At 60.9% G+C, this 18,886-nt stretch carries 10 protein-coding genes and 1 pseudogene; 4 read left to right on the forward strand and 7 right to left on the reverse strand.

Annotated elements, in window-relative coordinates; genetic code table 11:
• Nucleotides 1-29: 29 nt before the first annotated feature.
• From def to FJ404_10785, 4 genes are read left to right on the forward strand one after another with little or no spacing between them, the layout of a single operon-like run.
• Nucleotides 30-602 carry a peptide deformylase gene (gene def / locus FJ404_10770; protein ID MBM3823351.1) on the forward strand — a complete coding sequence of 191 codons (573 nt, stop codon included), beginning with the start codon at nucleotides 30-32 and terminating at the stop codon, nucleotides 600-602.
• On the forward strand, nucleotides 599-4,738 hold the full coding sequence (gene hrpA, locus FJ404_10775; protein ID MBM3823352.1) for an ATP-dependent RNA helicase HrpA: 4,140 nt from the start codon (nucleotides 599-601) through the stop codon (nucleotides 4,736-4,738). The genes def and hrpA overlap by 4 nt, the downstream gene beginning before the upstream one ends.
• A gap of 35 nt (nucleotides 4,739-4,773) precedes the next feature.
• A complete protein-coding gene (locus FJ404_10780) occupies nucleotides 4,774-5,067 on the forward strand; it encodes a PAS domain-containing protein (protein ID MBM3823353.1) in 294 nt (97 codons plus the stop codon).
• 48 nt (nucleotides 5,068-5,115) lie between these two features.
• Entirely contained in the window at nucleotides 5,116-6,672 is a 1,557-nt protein-coding gene (locus FJ404_10785) for a response regulator (protein MBM3823354.1), read from the forward strand.
• Nucleotides 6,673-6,706: 34 nt separating this feature from the next.
• On the opposite strand, the gene FJ404_10790 is transcribed toward FJ404_10785, so the two are convergent.
• The 7 genes and pseudogenes from FJ404_10790 to raiA form a co-directional block, all read right to left on the reverse strand.
• Nucleotides 6,707-9,868, reverse strand: coding sequence for a hypothetical protein (locus tag FJ404_10790; protein MBM3823355.1), 3,162 nt, complete (start codon nucleotides 9,866-9,868; stop codon nucleotides 6,707-6,709).
• A gap of 14 nt (nucleotides 9,869-9,882) precedes the next feature.
• Entirely contained in the window at nucleotides 9,883-13,047 is a 3,165-nt protein-coding gene (locus FJ404_10795) for a hypothetical protein (GenBank protein MBM3823356.1), read from the reverse strand.
• Nucleotides 13,048-13,166: 119 nt separating this feature from the next.
• On the reverse strand, nucleotides 13,167-14,468 hold the full coding sequence (locus FJ404_10800) for a VCBS repeat-containing protein (GenBank protein ID MBM3823357.1): 1,302 nt from the start codon (nucleotides 14,466-14,468) through the stop codon (nucleotides 13,167-13,169).
• A gap of 839 nt (nucleotides 14,469-15,307) precedes the next feature.
• Nucleotides 15,308-15,727, reverse strand: coding sequence for a hypothetical protein (locus tag FJ404_10805; GenBank protein MBM3823358.1), 420 nt, complete (start codon nucleotides 15,725-15,727; stop codon nucleotides 15,308-15,310).
• 11 nt (nucleotides 15,728-15,738) lie between these two features.
• A complete protein-coding gene (locus FJ404_10810; protein ID MBM3823359.1) occupies nucleotides 15,739-16,968 on the reverse strand; it encodes an 8-amino-7-oxononanoate synthase in 1,230 nt (409 codons plus the stop codon).
• Complete coding sequence (locus FJ404_10815) at nucleotides 16,965-18,212, reverse strand: amidohydrolase family protein (protein ID MBM3823360.1); 1,248 nt, start codon at nucleotides 18,210-18,212, stop codon at nucleotides 16,965-16,967. The genes FJ404_10810 and FJ404_10815 overlap by 4 nt, the downstream gene beginning before the upstream one ends.
• A 160-nt stretch (nucleotides 18,213-18,372) precedes the next feature.
• Nucleotides 18,373-18,729: pseudogene (raiA, locus tag FJ404_10820) on the reverse strand (ribosome-associated translation inhibitor RaiA).
• Nucleotides 18,730-18,886: the final 157 nt, after the last annotated feature.

The following is an 18,886-nucleotide window of genomic DNA, read 5'->3' on the forward strand; positions in this document are numbered from 1 at the left end:
CGCGCCTCTCGTCCCGGCTTCCATGGAGTATGATTCGACCCGTCGTTCATTACGGAGAGCCCATCCTGCGCCAAAAAGGAAAGCCTGTGGGCGAAATCACCGCGGAGGTGCGCGCCTTCGTCGCGGATCTTTTCGACACGATGTATGAAGCGAAAGGCATCGGCCTGGCCGCCCAACAGGCGGGACGCGCCTGGCAGATCTTCATCATCGACGTGCGCGGCGTCACCGACCGCCCTTCCACCATCGAGTGGGAGGGCCACCCTCCAGAAGTCGAACGATGCATGCCGCTCGTCTTTATCGATCCCAAAGTCCGCCCCCTGGGCGCCGAGGCGGCCGGTCCGGAAGGCTGCCTGAGTTTTCCGGAACTTTATGCGGACATTTCGCGTCCGGAATCCACGGAGGTGGAAGCCAGGGACTTGGATGGCAATCCATTCCGCTTCCGTTGCGGAGGGTTATTGGCCAGGGCGATTCAGCATGAGTATGATCATTTGCAGGGTGTCCTTTTCATCGATCGCATGTCGAGAAAGACGCGCGAGGAATTGAAAGCGGACATCGACGAGATTCAGGCCGAAACGAAACGCCGGATCAAAGGCGCGGGATGAACCCGGCGCGGGTTGACGCCATCAAAGCCATCCTGCCGCGCACCATGCTGGCGGACTGGGTTCGCCTCGGTTCGCGTCTGGCGCGACTGTTGAAGGACACGCGCCACACGGGTCACCACGAGGAAATGCTCGATCGACTGTGGGCGGAAGCGCTCGCCTCACGCGACCGCCGGGCACGGCGCGCAGCCACGCCGCTGACCCTCGATTATCCTGCCGATCTTCCCATCACCGCGCGCAAGGACGAGATCGTGGACGCGCTCCGCAACCATCCCGTGGTGGTCATCGCGGGAGAGACGGGTTCGGGGAAAACGACCCAGCTGCCCAAGATGTGCCTGGAGGCGGGGTTGGGAATCGAGGCCCTCGTCGGATGCACCCAGCCCAGGCGCGTGGCCGCCCTTTCCATTTCCCGGCGGCTGGCCGAGGAACTCCATGTGGAGTGGGGTCAGGAAGTCGGATGCAAAATCCGGTTTGACGATCGTTCCACCGAACGAACGCGAGTGAAACTCATGACCGACGGCATCCTGCTGGCGGAGGTGCAAAGCGATCCACAGCTCTCCCAGTACAACGCCGTGATCATCGACGAAGCTCACGAACGAAGCCTGAACATCGATTTCCTCCTCGGATGGCTGCTGCAGCTCTCGACGCAACGCCCGGACCTGAGGATCATCATCACCTCCGCCACCATCGACACGGGCGCGTTCTCTCGCGCCTTCAACAACGCCCCGGTCATCGAGGTTTCCGGACGCGCCTATCCCGTGGAAGTCAGGCACGCCCCGCCCGCGCCCGCCGAGGAGGAGGAGGATGCGCCCGAGTTGGTGGAAGCCGCGATCGCAGCCGTGCGCCAAATCCTCTCCGAATCATCCCAGGGAGACATCCTGGTCTTCATGCCAGGCGAAAGGGAAATCCGGGAAATGCAGGAGGCCCTTCAAGCCCGGCGCGAGGAGCCGTTGGAGATTGTTCCGCTCTACGCAAGGCTCAGCGCGGGGGAGCAGGAACGCGCCTTTGCACCCAGCCTCTCCCGCAAAGTCATTCTCGCCACGAATATCGCGGAAACCTCTTTGACACTGCCCGGCATCCGTTACGTGGTGGACTCGGGACTGGCACGGATCAGCCGTTACAACCCAAGAACCCGCACCCGTCGCCTGCCCATCGAACCAGTCTCCCAAAGCAGCGCCAATCAACGCCGCGGACGGGCCGGACGCGTGCAAGCCGGCGTCTGCATCCGGCTCTATTCCGAGGACGACTTCGCGGCCCGCCCCGAATTCACCCAGCCCGAAATTCAACGCTCCAATCTGGCGGAAGTCATCCTTCGGATGCGGACTTTCTCCCTGGGACGCATTGAAACGTTTCCTTTCCTCAACCCCCCCTCCCCTTCCGCGATCGACGGCGGCTATAAACTCCTTCAGGAACTCGGAGCCCTCGATGACCAACGCGAGCTGACTCCTCTGGGACGGCGCCTTGGACGCCTCCCCATCGACCCCACCCTCGGACGGATGCTGCTGCAAGCCCTCGAGGAGCGCGCCACCCGCGAGGTCCTCATCCTCGCCTGCGGACTCAGCATCCAGGATCCGCGGGAACGACCCCATGCTCAAAAAGAGGCGGCGGAAGCAGCCCACCGCCGCTGGACGGACGCTCGATCCGATTTCATGTCGTTCCTGGTTCTCTGGGAAAAGATAGACGAGGCTTGGAAGGGCTTTCGTTCCCAGAGGGAGCGGCGCAAGTTTTGCAAAGCTCACTTTATCTCCTACACGCGCGTGGTCGAGTGGCGCGATTTGCATCAACAACTGCTCGAAATCCTGCGCGACCAGGAACCTTGGAACGAAAACGAGGCCAGGGCGGAACACGAAGCGGTGCATCGATGCGTGCTCGCCGGATTTGCGGGCCAGGTCGCCCGGCGACTCGACAAAAATCGCTATCAAACCGCAGCGGGCAAAGAGGCGATCCTTTTTCCAGGATCCGCGCTCTATGATCGCACTTTGGCACTCAGCGGTCCGGCGAGGGGACACGGCCAGCCCGCCACCCGCACCAAATCACGGCAGCCGGAGTGGATCGTGGCCGGGGAAATGGTGGAAACGTCCCAGCTCTTCCTTCGCAGTGCCGGAGCCATCGATCCAAACTGGATCATGGCGGTGGCTCCCCACTTGTGTCGCTCGGAATACGTCAATCCACATTGGAGTCCCGAGGCGGGCAAAGTCCTGGCGGAGCAAGTCGTGAGGTTGAACGGCTTGGAGCTTTTCCGAAGGAAAGCCGCTTACGAAAACATCGCTCCGGAAAAGGCACGCGATCTGTTCGTCCGTCATGCCCTGGTCGAGGAGCAGTGGGAAAGCCCGTCGTCCCGGCAGGCGCGCGGATCTCTGGTCGCCCGCCGAAATCCGACGCAACACCAACTCCTCGAGGCTTCGGAGGAAGCCGATCCGGCGCCCCGATCCGGGCCACCCTTTCTCGAACACAACCGGTCGATCCGGCACAGAATCGAAACCTGGCAAACACGGGTGCGGCGACACGATCTGGGCGACCTGGACGAAGCCCTGTTCCAATTCTACCGCAGCAGGCTGCCGGTCCTGTCCTCGCGGCACGCTCTCTTGAAATGGCTGCGCGAAGAGGGACGCGGCTCGATTCTTCAAGCAACCGTTGAAGATGTCGCGGGTGACCTGGCTTTGGATTTTGACACGGAAGCCTTCCCGGACGAAGTGAGCCTCGCGGGAGAAATGCTGCGAGCATCCTATGCTTACGCCCCCGGAGAAGCCCACGACGGGGCCACGCTGTCCGTGCCCTTCAGCCTCGCGTCCGCTTTGAGCGGCTCCCAACTGAGTTGGGCCATTCCCGGACAGCGCCGGGAGATCGCCATGGAATACCTGCGCGCCTTGCCCAAGGCTCTCCGCAAAGAATTGATGCCCCTGGCGGCCAAAGCGGAAGCCATCGCCTCGGAACTTCAGCCCTCGAAGGGCACGCTCGCCGCCGAACTTGCCCAATTCCTGTGGAAGCGATTCGGAGTCCGCGTCGCTCCCGAGGCCTGGGACGCGGAAGCCATTCCACCGCATTTGCGCCCCCGCGTCGAGGTGGTTGATGCGTCGGGCAAAGTGCTGGGGGCGGGGCGGGTGTGGGAGACTCTCCAAACCGCTGCCTCACGCGAGACGGTCGCTTCCGGCGGCGAAGGCCGGATAGACCATGATCCCTGGCCGCAAGCGGTGGCTCGCTGGGAACGGCACGATTTGAAGGCCTGGACCGTCGGCGACTTGCCCGAAGTCATGGAAATCGGAATCGCGCACGGACGCGCGTTGAAGGCATGGCCTGGATTCGAGTGGGAACAAGGTGTGCTCTCGTTGCGCATGTTCCGCTCCGCCGACTTGGCTCGCGCCTCCACGGAACGAGCGCTGCCTTCCATGATGGAGCGCGAACTCCAAAAGGATCTGGCGTGGTCGCGTCAGGATCTGCGGGCGTTGGAGCCTTCACGTCACTTCCTGGCGGGATGGATTTCCATGGATCAACTGCAGGAAGACGCATGGGATTGGCTGAAACGCCTGGTGACCTCGGGCCGTTCCCTGCCGGCGCTGCGCCAGCGGGCCTTCATCGAACTGGCCGCGGCGGCGCGGGCGCAATTACGCACGGAGACGTCGGGTTTGCCGCGTCGGATCAACGAGATTTTGCGAGCTCGGTCGGAGACGCTGGCCGTCCTGAGGCGCGTGGCCGGGGCGCGCGAAGACCCGGGCCGGCCCAAACGCGTGTTGCGCGACTTCTCGCAATTGGAGTCCCCCAGGTCAGCCGTGGAAACCCGCCATCCTTTGCGTGGTGACCTCGATTCCCTGGTGCCCGGCGACTTCCTGCGGCATTATTCGCGGGAGGAACTGGATCATCTGCCTCGCTATGTAAAGGCCCTGCAAGTCAGGGCCGAACGCGCGGCCTTGAACCCCGCCAAGGACGCCGAGCGTGCCCTTCTGGTTGAACCCTGGGAAAGACTGCTGACGCGAGTGGCTTTGGAGGCCACCGGGAATCCCAGCCGGCGCATCCCGGTGGAAACTTTCCGCCGACTGATCTTCGAGTATCGAGTTTCCGTTTTTGCGCAAGAATTGGGAACGTCCATTCCGGTCTCGCCCAAACGGCTGCACGAGGCGCACTTGCACCTATTTCAACCTTGACTCCGAGGACGGCCTGTTGAGCAAATGAGGGCACGATGAGCCTCTCCGAACCGGCGGCGCTATTGGAATATCTCCCAGCCCCGGCGTTCCTGACTGACCCCACCGGACGCGTGTCTTCCATCAATGCCCAGGCCCGCAGGGCCTTGCCCTGGCTCGGCGCGGAGGTCGTGGGACAATGGCTGACGGCCCTGGCGGCACCCGAAGACTTTCGAACCATCGAGCGCTACTTGCAGGAATGGGCGGATTCAAATCGAGCGACCGGCCTTCCGATCCCACCCGCCCGGACGGTGACCCTGCGGACCGTTCGTTTCGATCCCAACCCCATCTGAAGTGATCGCGGCGAGCTCACGGGCCACCTCTGGCGCTGCTCCCCTTCCGTGGGCCAGCAAGGGAGGGAACAATTGGAGGTCATGGTGGATTCCATCAACGACGCCATCATTTCCATCGACGAGGAATTTCGCATCGCCTTTCTCAATCGCTCGGCGGAGGTCACCTTCGGCTGCTCGGCCAAGACCGCGATCGGACTTCATATCGATCTCTTCCCCACGCTCGCCACGGCCCTGAAGCAGATCAATCTCGGCGTGCTGGATCGAAATCCGGCCGTGTTCGAAAACGCCCATCAAATCGAGGGACATCGCTCGAATGGTGAATCGTTCCCCATGGAAGCCACGCTCTCGAGCTCCTTGATCGGAGGGCGGCGTTTTTACGCGGCGGTGGTTCGCGACATCTCCGCCCAAATGCAGATGGAGCAGGCGCTCTATCAATCCCAGAAAAATCAAGCCGTCGGCACTCTGGCGGGAGGCGTGGCCCACGATTTCAACAACATCCTGACCGCAGTGCTCTCCCAACTGGACTGCCTGGTCTGGGCCCCCCACCTGCCCGAAGACCTCAAGGAAAACGCCATCCTCGCTCAAAACAGCGCCCGCCGCAGGGCGGAGCTCGTCAGCAAGCTGCTGACGTTCAGCCGCCACTCCGAGATCAAGTTGTCCCTCCTCAATCTCAACAAGATCGTCGAGGAAGTACTCGATATGCTGCGGCGAACCATCGCGCCCCACATCCAGATCCAGCACTACACGGACGGATCCGAGGATTGGCAGGTGCATGGAGACTCCACTCAATTGATGCAGGTCATCATGAACCTGTGCCTCAATGCGCGGGACGCCATGACCCAAGGCGGCGTGCTCACCGTCCGGGTGCGCCGCGTGAACTTCAGTCCCGAAGAGGCCAAGGAACCCCGCCGTTCGGGTTCCTTCGTTCAGTTGTCCATCCGCGACACAGGCCAGGGCATGAGTCCGGATGTGCTGGCGCGGCTGGGCGAACCCTACTTCACCACCAAGGAAGTCGGTAAAGGCACCGGCCTCGGCCTCTCCATTTGCTACAGCGTGGCCGCCGAACATAAAGGATGGATCGAAGTGGAGAGCGCGCCGGGTGAAGGCGCTGAGTTCCACGTCTTCTTCCCAATCGGCGCCGAGAAGTCGGATGCGGAAACCGAAGACCTGGGCGACATCGAATCCCTGAGCGAAAAGGCCCTGGAAGGCCGGGAGCGCATCCTGGTCGTGGACGACGATGAGGTCATCCGGTTGGTAGTTCGGGCGGTCCTGTCCTATCGAGGATACACCGTCAGCGAAGCGGCCAATGGCGAGGAGGCACTGGTCGCGTTCTTCCGCGCACCAGAGGAGTTCGACCTGCTGTTGCTCGACCTCCATATGCCGAAAACAAGCGGCTGGGATGTGCTCAAGAAGATCTGCGAACACGGTTCGCCGGTCCGCGTCATCATCATGAGCGGCGGCGCCACCGAAGCGGATTACAAGCGGGCCAAGGAATTAGGCGCCGCCATGTTCATGCGCAAACCATTCGAAAACCGGCAGCTCACACGCATGGTTCGACGCGTGCTCGATTCCAATCTGCAAGGAGTTCGCTCCCTCCGGGACTGACCCCAGTCGCCCATCCGCCGCCGGGACAAAGCCGTTAAGGCGTGGCGGCGGGGGCCGGACCGCGGGCCTCTTGCAATCGAAAATCGACCTTCCGAATCGTCGCTTCCAGCCAAAGGTCTCGATTCACCACCCGCTCCCCGACGTAGCCTTGCTGCAAGGCTTGGCGGCACATCGAAATCGCGTCGTCGAATCTCCCCAGTTGAAGGAGTGACTCGATCGCGCGCTGAAGCACGCGCGGCGGCGCCTTGGGGTCCAGTTTGAACTGGATGAGGCCAAACTTGGACTCGTCCGGATTGAACGCGTCCGCCGCCCATTGCAAGCAGGCGGCGTCATCCGATCGATCCCATGCGATTTCGGCCAGATACAGCCGGTAGACGCGCTGATTGGCGGGATCGAGACGGATCAGTTTCTCCAGCGTCTCCCGCAACACTTGGGCGTCGGGAACACGGAAGATGGTGCGCTCGTCCCGATAGGTCTGCATCATGTTCATCACAAGTTGCCGGTAGGGGAGAAGATCTTTCTTGGCGAACGACTCCAAACGGGCGAGGTCTTTCTCAAAACGCAACGCAAACACTTCATGCGGCAGCGGAGGCGAAACCACCCGCGTCAGCAAAGCCAGGGGTTCGATCGAGTTCGGATCCTGCTCCCGCCAACGCAGGAACAACGAGCGCAGCAACCGGCCCGGAGCGATCGCGTTCGGAAGATGATAATCGACGAACGACCAGTAGTCGTCCTCCGTCAACGAACGCTCCCGAAGGTAACGCCCAAGCAACGTCGATGACCGCGGATTGTAATTCTCGTTGAACACCTGCCACAGGTCCGAACTGGTGCGAACGAAAAAGGCCCGCTGCGCCAGAAACTCAAGGACAGGATACAAATCCGTGTGCATCTCCGCGTCGGGTGGCGCGACGAACCGGCCCCATCCCGACGAAATCAATTGATGCGACAGAAAGACAGGCAGGCTGTTGACCTCAATGCGTTTCAAGTCCGCCTTCACGTCGGCATGTTGAAATCGAGCTTCCATGCCCGCGAGGTCCGGTTCCAGAGGAAGCAGCGAGCCCGTCACCAGCAAATCTCCCTGCCATCCTTGCCAGACACTCAGATGGGGAAACACCGAGCCGAACGTGTGCAGCATCAAGGCAAAGGTGCGGTCGTTCGACTCGTAAGCCTGAACCCACTGAACCATCACGCCCCCGGGCGACAGACGGGAAGCGCACTGCTCATAAAACTCCCGGCTGAACACGGCGGCCACCCCCGCCATCCATGGGTTGGACGGTTCGCTCACAATCACGTCGTACTTGCTCTCACTGGCCAGCAGGAACGATTTGGCATCCTCGATGACGACCCGCACCTTCGGATGGTTCTCCAGCACCCGGTGATTGTAGGGACCAAACAACCGCGCGCCCTCCACAACCTCGGGTGAAATCTCCACCAGATCGATGTGACGGATGGAAGGATGGACCGCCACCGCCCCGCACGTCACACCACAACCCAGGCCCACAATCAGGGCATTCGTCGCCGACGGCTTGAGCATCATCGGCACGTGCCCGGACATGACCTGGGTCTTCATGTCCTCCGCGGTGCTGGCATCCGTCTTGCCGTTCACCTTCAAAAAAAGATTGGTCTTGCCGGAACCGTAGGTCGGCACCACGCAGACGGAGGAACCGGCCCCGTCCTTGTAGTAAGCAAACTCTCCCGACCGCAGATAGCTGCGGTACGCCGCAAGATCATTCGGCATGTTCGTCAACCGCCAGAAGCCCGCGCTGAAGGCCTGTTTCCACGTGGGCTGAAAAACGTTGCCCGCCGTCCACACCCAAACCACCCCGGCCAGTCCCACCCCGGCCATGACGCCAATGCGGGACACCTGCGTGCTCCGCAGCAACACGGCCAATCCGATGCCGGCATTCAACAGAATCCCCAAGGCCAGCGTACGCGCCATGCCCAGCTGGGGCATCAGCCAAAGTCCCGTCAGCGCCGCGCCCAGCACCGTTCCCGCGGTGTTCACCGCAAAGACACGCCCTACCGAACCGCCCGCGTGCCTCAGCTCGGACGTGGAAATGCGGCTGACCAGGGGCAGGGTCATGCCCAGGCAGGTGGTGGGAACAAACATCACCAGGAAGCACAGGCCGAGCTGCAACAAGGCGTAAAACGGATAGTTCGCATCCGTCCGATCCAGCAGGCCCGCCATTTTGCCAAATACGAAGGGCAGGTACTCGTAAAAAAACATCGACAAAAACAAGGTGCCCGCCAGGGCGATCTCCGCCCAGCCGAAGGCGTTCAAGTCGTCCTTCAAGTTCTTCCATCGATAAATAATCACCGCTCCCACCGTGATGCCCGAAATGAAGGTGATCAGCATCAGGGAAAACGCATGCGTGCTTGATCCCAGGGCTAACGCCAGAAGCCGCGTCCAGACCACCTCATACAGCATCGCCACAAATCCGGAAATGCCGATGGCAGCCAGAGCCAGCCGTGCATGAGAGGATACCGGAGCCTCGGCGGAAGGCCCCCCGGCGTTGGGGGAAGCCGGCTCCGCGATTTCATCCGCCAGCTGGTTTTCACGAAGCTGATAACTCAAATACAGCGCCACCGCCCCGGGCGCCACGTTGCAAAACGCCGCCACATAAAGCGACGCCTCCAATCCGATGCCAGGGATCAAAATGAAATCCGCCAGCACGCAACCGGCAATCGCCCCGGCGCTGTTCACGGCGTAAAGCATCGCCACTTTCTCACGCAACTCGGCGAGCGCACGCGTGGCAAACCGGGCCAGGGCCGGAAAGGTCGCTCCCATCAAAACGGTCGGCACCAGAATCGTCAGCAAACTGAAGGCGAATTTCAGGGCCAGCACTCCGCTCCCCCCGGCTCCCGTGCTCCTCAAGACCGCCACATATCCGTCATGGCAGAATTGGTAATAATGAGGAAACAAGACCGCGTAGAGCCCGATGCCAAGCTCCAAATATCCGTAGAGCGCCAGGGGTCTCCTGGTGCGGTCCGCAAAGTGCCCGAGCCACGCGTTGCCCAATGCCAGCCCGCCCATGAACGAAACCAGCACCGCCACCACCGCGTAGCTGGTGTGCCCCAAAAACAAGCCGAGATAACGAGCCCAGACGGTCTGGTAAATGAGCCCCGCCGCCCCGGAAACCAGAAAACAAACAACGACCGTGCCGAAAAGAGCGGGAGAACGGGAATTCACAAGCATTCAAGCTACGGGGTTCATCGATTGGCCGAGCCCAAGCCGGCGCTTTCGACCAGCACCGCCGCGGCCCGGCGCACAGCGGCGTCCAGAGGTGGAGAGAGCCCGGGAGGAGCATTCGCCGCGAAGCCCCGGCTCAAAGCCAAATGGCCAAGCTCTTTGGCCAAATCGAGCCGCTTCAACGCCAGCGAAGAATCAATCATCCGCCGCAACACGGCATGGGGCGCCTCGGCGTCGTGGGCAAACAACGGCGCCCCCGCCGTCGCCAGGGCGGAGGCAAAGACTTCCGACCCCAAACGCAAACATTGCTCGTCGTCTCCCCGATCCCAGGCGAGCTCCGCCAGATGCAACGTGTAAACCGCGCGATATTGCGAATCTTTGACCCTCAATTCCTCCGTGAGCCGCGCAATCGGTTCGGAATCGGGCACGTGAAACACCGAACGCCACGACCGGTACGTTTCCATGAGCAGTCGCTGCCGGTAACGCGCAACCTTGATCGACTCCTCTGTCCTCGGCCTGGCTCCCGCAGGGGCACCGGTCGTATCCAGCCGGAGCGCGGCCAACTCCGCCAAATTGCCAAACGCATAGAGCTCCAACTCCTGCTCCACAGGCCGGGCCAAGCCAGGCGCCTTCTTGCGCCACTCTTGAATCATGCTCCGCATCAACTTGGGAGCCCCACTCCCCGGACGCGAAAAGAAATCGGAGACCGCCTCGTAATCGGACGCGGCCATCGGATGCTGTTCCAAATACCGTCGCAACAAGCTGCCCGAGCGCGCTTCCATGGCATGATCGTGTTCGCGATGTTTTGAAACCACCCCTTGCACAAAAAAGGCCTTCTGCGCCGCATACTCAAGGGTGGGATAATAATCGCTATGCACCACCGATCCCGCCGGAGGCAAATGCCCGCCGACCTGGGAATCCACCACCTCATGCCAGAAAAACACGGCAGGATGTTTGATGCCAATGCGCTCCAGATCGGTCCGGACCCGCGCACTCTTCATCCGCTCCACCGCGGCCGCGAGACTCGGACGCAGCGGCTCAACCGAGCCGACCAAAATCATGTCCGAAGGGGATCCATGCCACAGACTGATGTGCGGAAAGGAAGTGCCAAACGTGCTCAGCACCATGTCGAACAACTCGTTGTTCGATTCGTAAAGCTGGATCCATTGCACCATCAAGCCTCCCGGTTTCAACCGCTTGCGACAGGCCTCGTAATACTCGCGGCTGAACACATTCGCCACCCCCGCCATCCAGGGATTCGACGGTTCGCTGATGATGATGTCGTATCGATTGGTCCCGAGCTGCAGAAACGTCTTGGCGTCCTCCACCCAAACCTTCACCCGCGAGTCGTCCAACGCCTTGTGGCTGAAATCGTGAAACAACCGCGCTCCGTCCACCACCTCGGGCGAGATCTCCACGACGTCCATGTGTCGCAGGGAATCATGCTGATTGACGGCACCAATGGTCATCCCGCTCCCAATGCCCACCACCAGGACCTCCTGAGACTCAGGCCTCAGGAGCATGGGAATATGGCCGGAGAGCAACTGCGTCGGCACATCCCCTTTGGTCCCGGCATCGCTCTTCCCATTGACCTTGAGCACCAGGTTCTCGGTCGCCGGCCGACCATCCCGGGCGGGCTCGGGAATCCCGAACACCACCACCGTCCCGCTCGCGCCATCGCGGTGATACTTGATCTGCGGAATCTTGGCGACGCGATTGAAGGCTTCCCATGTGCGGGGAGGGTTCGGCATGCGCCAGAGCTCAGCGTGAAAAGACCGCACCCAGCGCTCACCGAAAAGAAACCCACAAAGGAGGATGAACAAAACCCCTCCCCCAGCCAGCGCCGGACCGAATCCTCGCCGGTCAGCCCATGCACCCCGGCCCACGACTTTCAACGCGATGGCAAAATTGAGCGCGATCCCAAACGCGAAAGTCCGGGGCAAACCCAAGAGGGGCATCAAGGCCAATCCCGTCAGCCCCGCGCCCAACACCGTCCCCAGCGTGTTCACCGCGAAGACACGGCCAATCGAGCGACCCGTCTTGGAAAGCTCGCTGGTCGCAATCCGGCTCACCAGCGGAATGGTCATCCCCAAACAGGTGGTCGGCACCAACATCACCAGAAAACAAACCCCGGTCTGAACCAGGGTGTAGAAAGGATACCCGTCAGGTGTGCGCGCCAGCACCGACGCGGCACGGATGAAGAGATACGGCAGGTACTCGTAGAAAAACAGCGAAACGGTCAGGGTCGCGGCCAAAGCCAGCTCCGCCCATCCGAAAGCCGTGAGCGTGCTCTTGAACCTCCAGCGAACCACCAGCCCCGACCCCAGCGTGATGCCGGTAATAAACGTCGTCAACATGACCGCGAAGGCGTGCGTGCTCGACCCCAGAGCCAATCCCAACAAACGTGTCCAGGCCACTTCGTACAACATCGCCACAAATCCAGAGACGCCAATGCCCCAAAGCGCCAGACGCACCTCGGACGGACTGAACTCCTCTGCGTGCGCCTCCACCGCGGGTGCGAAGGCCCCGCCTTTTCCCGCTCCCCCCTCCTGCTCCAGGCTCTTGCTCACGAACAAACAGACCAGCCCGGCCAGCAAATTCAGCGCGGCACCCGCATACACTGTCATTTCCAGGCCGATCGACGGCAAAAGCCAAAAGTCCGCCACCAAACAACCCGCCACGGCTCCGGCGCTGTTGATGCAATACAACCAGGCTACCCTCGACCTCAACTCCCCCAACGAACGCGTTACGAATCGAGTCAGGGCCGGCAGGGTGGCGCCCATCAGGACGGTGGGCAGAAAGATCGTCACCAAACTGAAGAGGAACTTCATGCCCAGCAGCATGGCTCCTCCCGCACTCACACCCCTCGCCGCCCCCAAGAATCCATCGCGACAGACCTCGAAATAAGTCGGGAAAATCAGCGCGTAAATGCCAATGCCAACCTCCAGCCATCCGTAAAAGGCCAGCGGCCGGCGCGCTCGATCCGCCACCGCTCCCAGCCAGGCATTGCCCAGGGCAAGCCCCCCCATGAACGCCACCAGGACCGCCACCACCGCGTAACTGGTGTGTCCGAGAAAAAGCGAGAGATACCGCGTCCAAACGACTTGGTAGGAAAGCCCCGCAATGCCGGAGCCAAAAAAGCATCCGGCCAGAAGCCAATAAGTCAACCGCGACTGCCAGTTCATGATGGTTTGTGCCGGACTTTCCCTTGCGCCGATTCCCCAGCAGCAACAACCGCCGTTCCGAGTTGCCCGTTTCGTTCGTAGCCAGGCGCTCGGATCGAGGTGGGGCGATCAATCGCGGCCTAATGGAGGACTTTGGGCTGCGCCGCCTCCCACTGCTTGATCGATACTTTCCTCATCTCCTGAGCCAGGAAGAAGGTGCCCTTCTTGTTCCCCACCACGATATCAGGCAGTCCGTCCCCATTGGCATCCCGAACCACGACCTGCGTGCCCACACCACAATCGTCATCAATCAAATAGGGAATGAAATCCACCCCCGTCTTCTTGTTTCTCGATAACTTGAACCAATACAACACCGCAGGCGCGTTGGGCTCAGGATCGCCCGTGCGTCCATGCGCCCAGAATCGCTTCCCGGTCACAATGTCCAACAATCCATCGCGATCGACGTCCACCAAGTCGATGGCGTGCAATTGGGAGAACTGAACTCCATATCGATTCTCGCGAGGCTCTTTGTTCATGAAGATATGCTCCTTAAACTGAATCTCCGCCCCCGTTCTCACTTGCTGGTACCACGCCAGCCCGTATCCATGCCCCGCCAGACTCGTAATCACATCATTCCACCCGTCTCCATCCACGTCATAAGCATACATCTGGGCGCCACCCGTTCCGAAAGCCTGCTTGTGAAAAAGCCAGACCGGATTTCCCTCCAGGCTGGGCGGTTGTTCCCACCAGCCGTTTTTCTCGATCAAATCCTTCCGCCCATCGCCGTTCACATCCCCCACACCCATGCCATGGGTGAACTTATGGTAATTGTTGTTGGGTGAAATCGGACGCCACGACCACGTCTTGCTCGGATCACTCCAATCGGGCTCAGCATACCCATACGCTCCCTTGGAACTGCACACGATCTCAGGACGCCCGTCCCCCGTGATGTCGGTGAACGTGGGGGACTCGTTATCCGTCACAGCAAGCACCACATGCTTCTTCCAATGTCCGCGCGCTCCACGCGGATTCTCATACCAACTCGAAGCCTCGCCCGGAAAACCTAGAATGAGGATATCCGTCCAACCGTCCTGGTTGAAATCGTAAGTGAATGCGAAGAAATTATCCGAATAAGCGTTGTTCGACCCCAGCGCCCCCTCAAAACCCGAGATGGTTTCCTCCGCCCCGCTCGCCCCCTTCTTCTTGAAACTCCTCGTCGCGGGGTAGAATTCGTGCCATCTCTGAAAATTCGGCCCCTCATACCAATAGGGTCCGCTCACCAAATCCATTTTGCCGTCCCGGTTAAAATCACCGAAACTCGCGCCTTCACACCAGAATTTGTCGGACAATTGCGTCTTCTTAAAGCTGTGAACCGTGAATGGAGCGGCCACGGTCGCTCCGCACAAGGACACGATCCATCCGATGCAAACCAGGGATTTCATGGCCCAGTTCTAGGCAGCCTCCCACCGGGGGTCAAGGCATTCAGACACCAACTCCAAGGAGAAACCTGCCAGGACTCCACATGAACACCTCCGGCAAAAAATCCCGCCATCAGAACATACCTTGGACACGAGTGTCCCATTCTTGGACATCCTCTTCGGTGGGATGAGGCTTCGTGAGCCTAAAAACCGGGGATTTGCATGGATTTCGGCTGCTTTTTCGCTCCACCCCTCGGCTGGCACGACCGATGCTTAACGTGAAGTATGACAACCATCGTCTTGGTGCTAGCCACGATCTGGGCGGGGGGAGCGATCCTGTTCTTCGCCGCACTCGGCTTGGCCGCCAAGAGACCGATGCCAATGCCTGAGACGGGCGATTTCATCGAACCCGCCGCTGCAAGCGCGGATTCCAACGGAGCCTTCGCGGCACACGCTCCCGCACCGTCGTCTCATCCGCTCATAGCCACGGCCTCCCGCTGTTAAGCCGGCCAAATGGATTTCCCTGAAAAGCCGGATGAACGTCGGCTCTTCAGAAACATTTTCTGGTTTGGTTAAGGGAGTTCGGATCGAAGCGCCATCCGCTATTGCGACTGACTTTCCGCACCGTCGCGCTCCAAACACGCCGGAGCGCGGCCGTGTCGCAGACCAGCCGCAGCAATGCCAGAACATCAAGACGCACCAGGTTCCCCCAGCCACCCCGCATTGGCGTAACCCCTAAAACGGCCATTGCCCTTCATGAACCTTGGCAAGGTCCTGGCGATGATCACCAGGCCCATCAAGGGTCGGCCCCGGGATAAGAACGCGAAGTTTGCGCGCCATGCCCGGAGAGTCGCCTGCGCCGCTCACCTTTGTTCCGAACCGCTCCCCTGACGCTCCTCCCCACATCCCAGCCTGGCACCACAATCGGAGCAAAACTTCGCTCGATCTTCGGCGAGAAATCCGCAACGCCCGCAGCAATGGCCTCCACCCTTCGTCCTCCGGTGAATGATCAGGTTCCGAATGTAGGGAATCCACGTGAAACCGTAGGCGAAGATGAAAACCGAGTCGCGCTGATAAACAAGGGCATACGCCAGCAAGCAAAGCGAGCCGATCAAACTCAGCCACCAGAATGCCTGCGGCACCACCACTCTTCCCTTCCTTTCCGTGGCATACCACTGCACAAAAAACCGCGCGGAAAAAACGGCGTTGCCCACCCAGCCCAGCACCTTCCATGGATGCCATTCGATGCCGAGAAACTTTCCGTCAAACCAAAGCCAGTCCATGTCGTCGCTCCCTAAGTCCTGTTCCCACTCCCACCCTCCCAGCCCGCCAACCCACACTCTCGCAACAACACCACCAGGCGATCGACATCTTCACGCCGGTGAGCCGCTGAAAAGCTGACCCGCAGCCTCGCCTTCCCCCGCGCGACTGCAGGATAACGAATCGCCGGAACCCACACGCCCCGCCCCCAAAGTTCTTGAAACGCCGACATCGCACGCGCTTCCGACCCCAGGATCAGGGGCCACACCGGACTGGCTTCACCGGGGCGCGGTTTTCCCGTCTCCCTTTCGAAAAGCCGAATGCGATCTCTCAAGGCTTCACGCAAAGCATCGCCCTCGGCGGACCGGACAATCCGCAAAGCTTCCAGCGCCGCAGCACAAGCGGAGGGTGCGGGGGCAGTGGAAAAGATAAAGGTTCGGGCCTGATTGATCAAATACTCCACCAATCGAGATGAACCGGCGACGAATCCTCCCGAGCTACCCAAGGCCTTGCCCAAAGTGCCCATCTGAATGGGAATACGTCCGCCTAACCCCAAAGCCTGCACCAACCCCGACCCGCCTTTCCCCATCACGCCGCCGGCATGCGCCTCATCGACCATCAACCAAGCGCCATAGCGCTCCGCCAGATCCGTCATCTCCCTCAGCGGCGCGACATCGCCATCCATGGAGAACAACGATTCCGTGACCACCATTAAATTTCCCTCCTCACCATCCGGACCCTTTCCCCGTTCCGAAATCCAGCTCCGTGCCCACGACAGCTTCGCCTCCAGATCCGCCAAATCATTGTGGCTGAACACGCGCAATTGCGCCCGGCTCAAGCGAGCTCCGTCAATCAAACTGGCGTGAGCCAACCGGTCCACCAACACCACGTCCCCCATCCCCAGAAGCGCGCCAAGCGTCCCCAAGGCAGCAGCCATGCCGGATCCAAAGACCAACGCGTCCTCCGCTTCTTTCCACTCCGCCAACGCTCGTTCCAATTCAACATGCACAGGCAATGTTCCGCAGATCAGCCGGGAAGCACCTGAGCCCACGCCATAGCGTTCGGAGGCTCGAGCCGACGCTTGCCCTAACCGCGGATCCCCGGCCAGCCCCAGATAATCGTTCGAGGCGAAGCAAAGGGTCTCCTCGCCCTCCACTCGCACTTGGCGTCCAATCGGAAAATCATGCGGACGCAACTTCCGCTTCAGTTGCGACGCTTCTAACCTGTCCAATCGCCGCTGCAAGAAAGGGTCGAGCGAATTCATCCTGCTCCCTCCTCGCGCCAGTGCCAACGTCCGCCGACCATCGTTCCGAAAACATCACCTCGATGATGGACCAAACTCTCCGCGGCCTCGGCCGGTTTCCCACGAAACGGAATCACCGCCGAATCGGCGTTGGATCCCCTGTGCAACGAACCCAATCGGCCCATGAAACCCAGGACCTCCGCCGGACGTTCCCAAACCATCCTCAACAGTTCAGCGGGATCTCCAACCGGCCCACCGCCTCGCATGACGCGTAATTCTTCCAGGAGATTCAGATTCACGCATTCGCCCGCCCTGATGCGAACACTGGCCAAGCTGTCCGTCCCCACCACCACGCGAACACCCGCGTTCCGTAGTCGCTCCAGCGGGAAAGGATCATGTCTGAAATACGCGTGACTGCGAGGGCAGTGCACGACCGTCACCCCTCGCAAGGCCAGGAGTTCATCGTCGCTTGGACCCAAATAATTCGCGTGGGCAACCCACGTGGCGGGACTCAACGCACCGAGTTGATCGGCCCGTCTGACCGGACTGGCCGGGACTTCCCTTGCGATCCTCCTCCGCTCGCCCAGCCAAGCATGGAGGGGACCCCGCTGTTCGGCGAACATCTCGAATTCCTCCCGGGACTCCGCGACATGCAGAGAAAGCGGCCAAGCATTGAAACGTGCCGCCCCCGCCGCCTCCAGCATGACGTCGGAGCTCGTGGAATAGAGCGCGTGCGGCGCAAGCCCCGGAAAAACATTCAGAGCGCCTCCGACCGCGGCGAACCGCCCTTTCCATTCTTCCACCGCCGCGCGCACCATGCCGGACGCCTCCTCGCTCTCCCCGTATCCCAGCACTTCCAGGCAACTGAGCACGCGGATCGGTGTGCCGTGCCACACTTCCGGTGTCAGGGCCGGAACCGATTCCATATCGACCACGGTAGTCACGCCCGCGCGAAGAAGCATCTCCGCTCCCCGCCGCCAGGCCTCCCCATAAGCTTGGAACGAAGTCTCCGACTTCAAGCGAACGATGCTTTTAATCCAACCGGTGAAGGATTCGGGCGGAGCGAGTTTCCCAGCAAATCCGGTGTAATCCAGGTGGCAATGGCTGTTGATGAATCCCGGGAACAGCAGCACCTCGCCCAAATCCTCAACTTGGCCCTTCCTCCCCCAGGGCCTCGCGAGGTCAGCCCAGCGCCCCGCCTCCATCACCCGCCCTTCGAGGATCACCACCGCGCCGTCCTCAATGACTTCCCCGGCGGAAAGCATGAGGCACCTCGATCGAAGTGCCCGCGCCCTGGGGGGCGGAACTGGCCCCGCCTCGTCCCTCGAAGACTTTCCGGGATTGATCAATTCATTTTCGAGGCAAAGCTTGCAACGCGGACGCGCGGGGTGCTTGAAGCGATCCTCTCGCCGGACCCGAGCCGCGCTATTCCGCCGCGGCCTCCTGCCTCCTCCGTTTGGACTTGGAGGCTTCCGAATGACGGCGCGCTTTGAGCTTGGAATGCCGCTTGCGCAATTGTTGCTCGATTTTTTTCGTGACGCGATCGATCGCGGCGTAAAGATCACTCTCGCGGTCCTCGGCAAACAGATCCGGGCCGCTCACCCCGAGCCTCATGGAGCATCCAAAAGCCCGCTCGGGCGTGCGCGTATGATCGTGTTCCAAAGTGACCCGGACCTCCACGGCTCGCTGGTCCAAATGCTCCAGTTTGTCGATGCGCGTCAGCACGTGATCCTCGATGGCTTTGGTCAAGGTCACATTGTGCGTCGAAAGAATGAATTTCATAAGTCAGTCAAGAGCCTCCAGGATTCAAACGATCCTTCCATCATCATGCTTGTTGAAACTTTCGCTGCGCCGGGAAGAGCGGGCGCAACGCGACACTGAGACGGTCTTGAAGAGCCTGCCTTTCGCGGTAGCGCGCCGCGGCCTCCGCGTTGGGCGA

Source organism: Verrucomicrobiota bacterium (assembly GCA_016871495.1).
GTDB lineage: Bacteria > Verrucomicrobiota > Verrucomicrobiia > Limisphaerales > VHDF01 > VHDF01.

Bases quoted from the DNA above. Each gene is read 5' to 3' on its own strand.
- FJ404_10790 (MBM3823355.1), bottom strand. From the start codon at position 9,868: ATGCTTGTGAATTCCCGTTCTCCCGCTCTTTTCGGCACGGTCGTTGTT.
- hrpA (MBM3823352.1), top strand. From the start codon at position 599: ATGAACCCGGCGCGGGTTGACGCCATCAAAGCCATCCTGCCGCGCACC.
- FJ404_10800 (MBM3823357.1), bottom strand. From the start codon at position 14,468: ATGAAATCCCTGGTTTGCATCGGATGGATCGTGTCCTTGTGCGGAGCG.
- FJ404_10795 (MBM3823356.1), bottom strand. From the start codon at position 13,047: ATGAACTGGCAGTCGCGGTTGACTTATTGGCTTCTGGCCGGATGCTTT.
- FJ404_10810 (MBM3823359.1), bottom strand. From the start codon at position 16,968: ATGAATTCGCTCGACCCTTTCTTGCAGCGGCGATTGGACAGGTTAGAA.
- def (MBM3823351.1), top strand. From the start codon at position 30: ATGATTCGACCCGTCGTTCATTACGGAGAGCCCATCCTGCGCCAAAAA.
- FJ404_10780 (MBM3823353.1), top strand. From the start codon at position 4,774: ATGAGCCTCTCCGAACCGGCGGCGCTATTGGAATATCTCCCAGCCCCG.
- FJ404_10815 (MBM3823360.1), bottom strand. From the start codon at position 18,212: ATGCTTTCCGCCGGGGAAGTCATTGAGGACGGCGCGGTGGTGATCCTC.
- FJ404_10805 (MBM3823358.1), bottom strand. From the start codon at position 15,727: ATGGACTGGCTTTGGTTTGACGGAAAGTTTCTCGGCATCGAATGGCAT.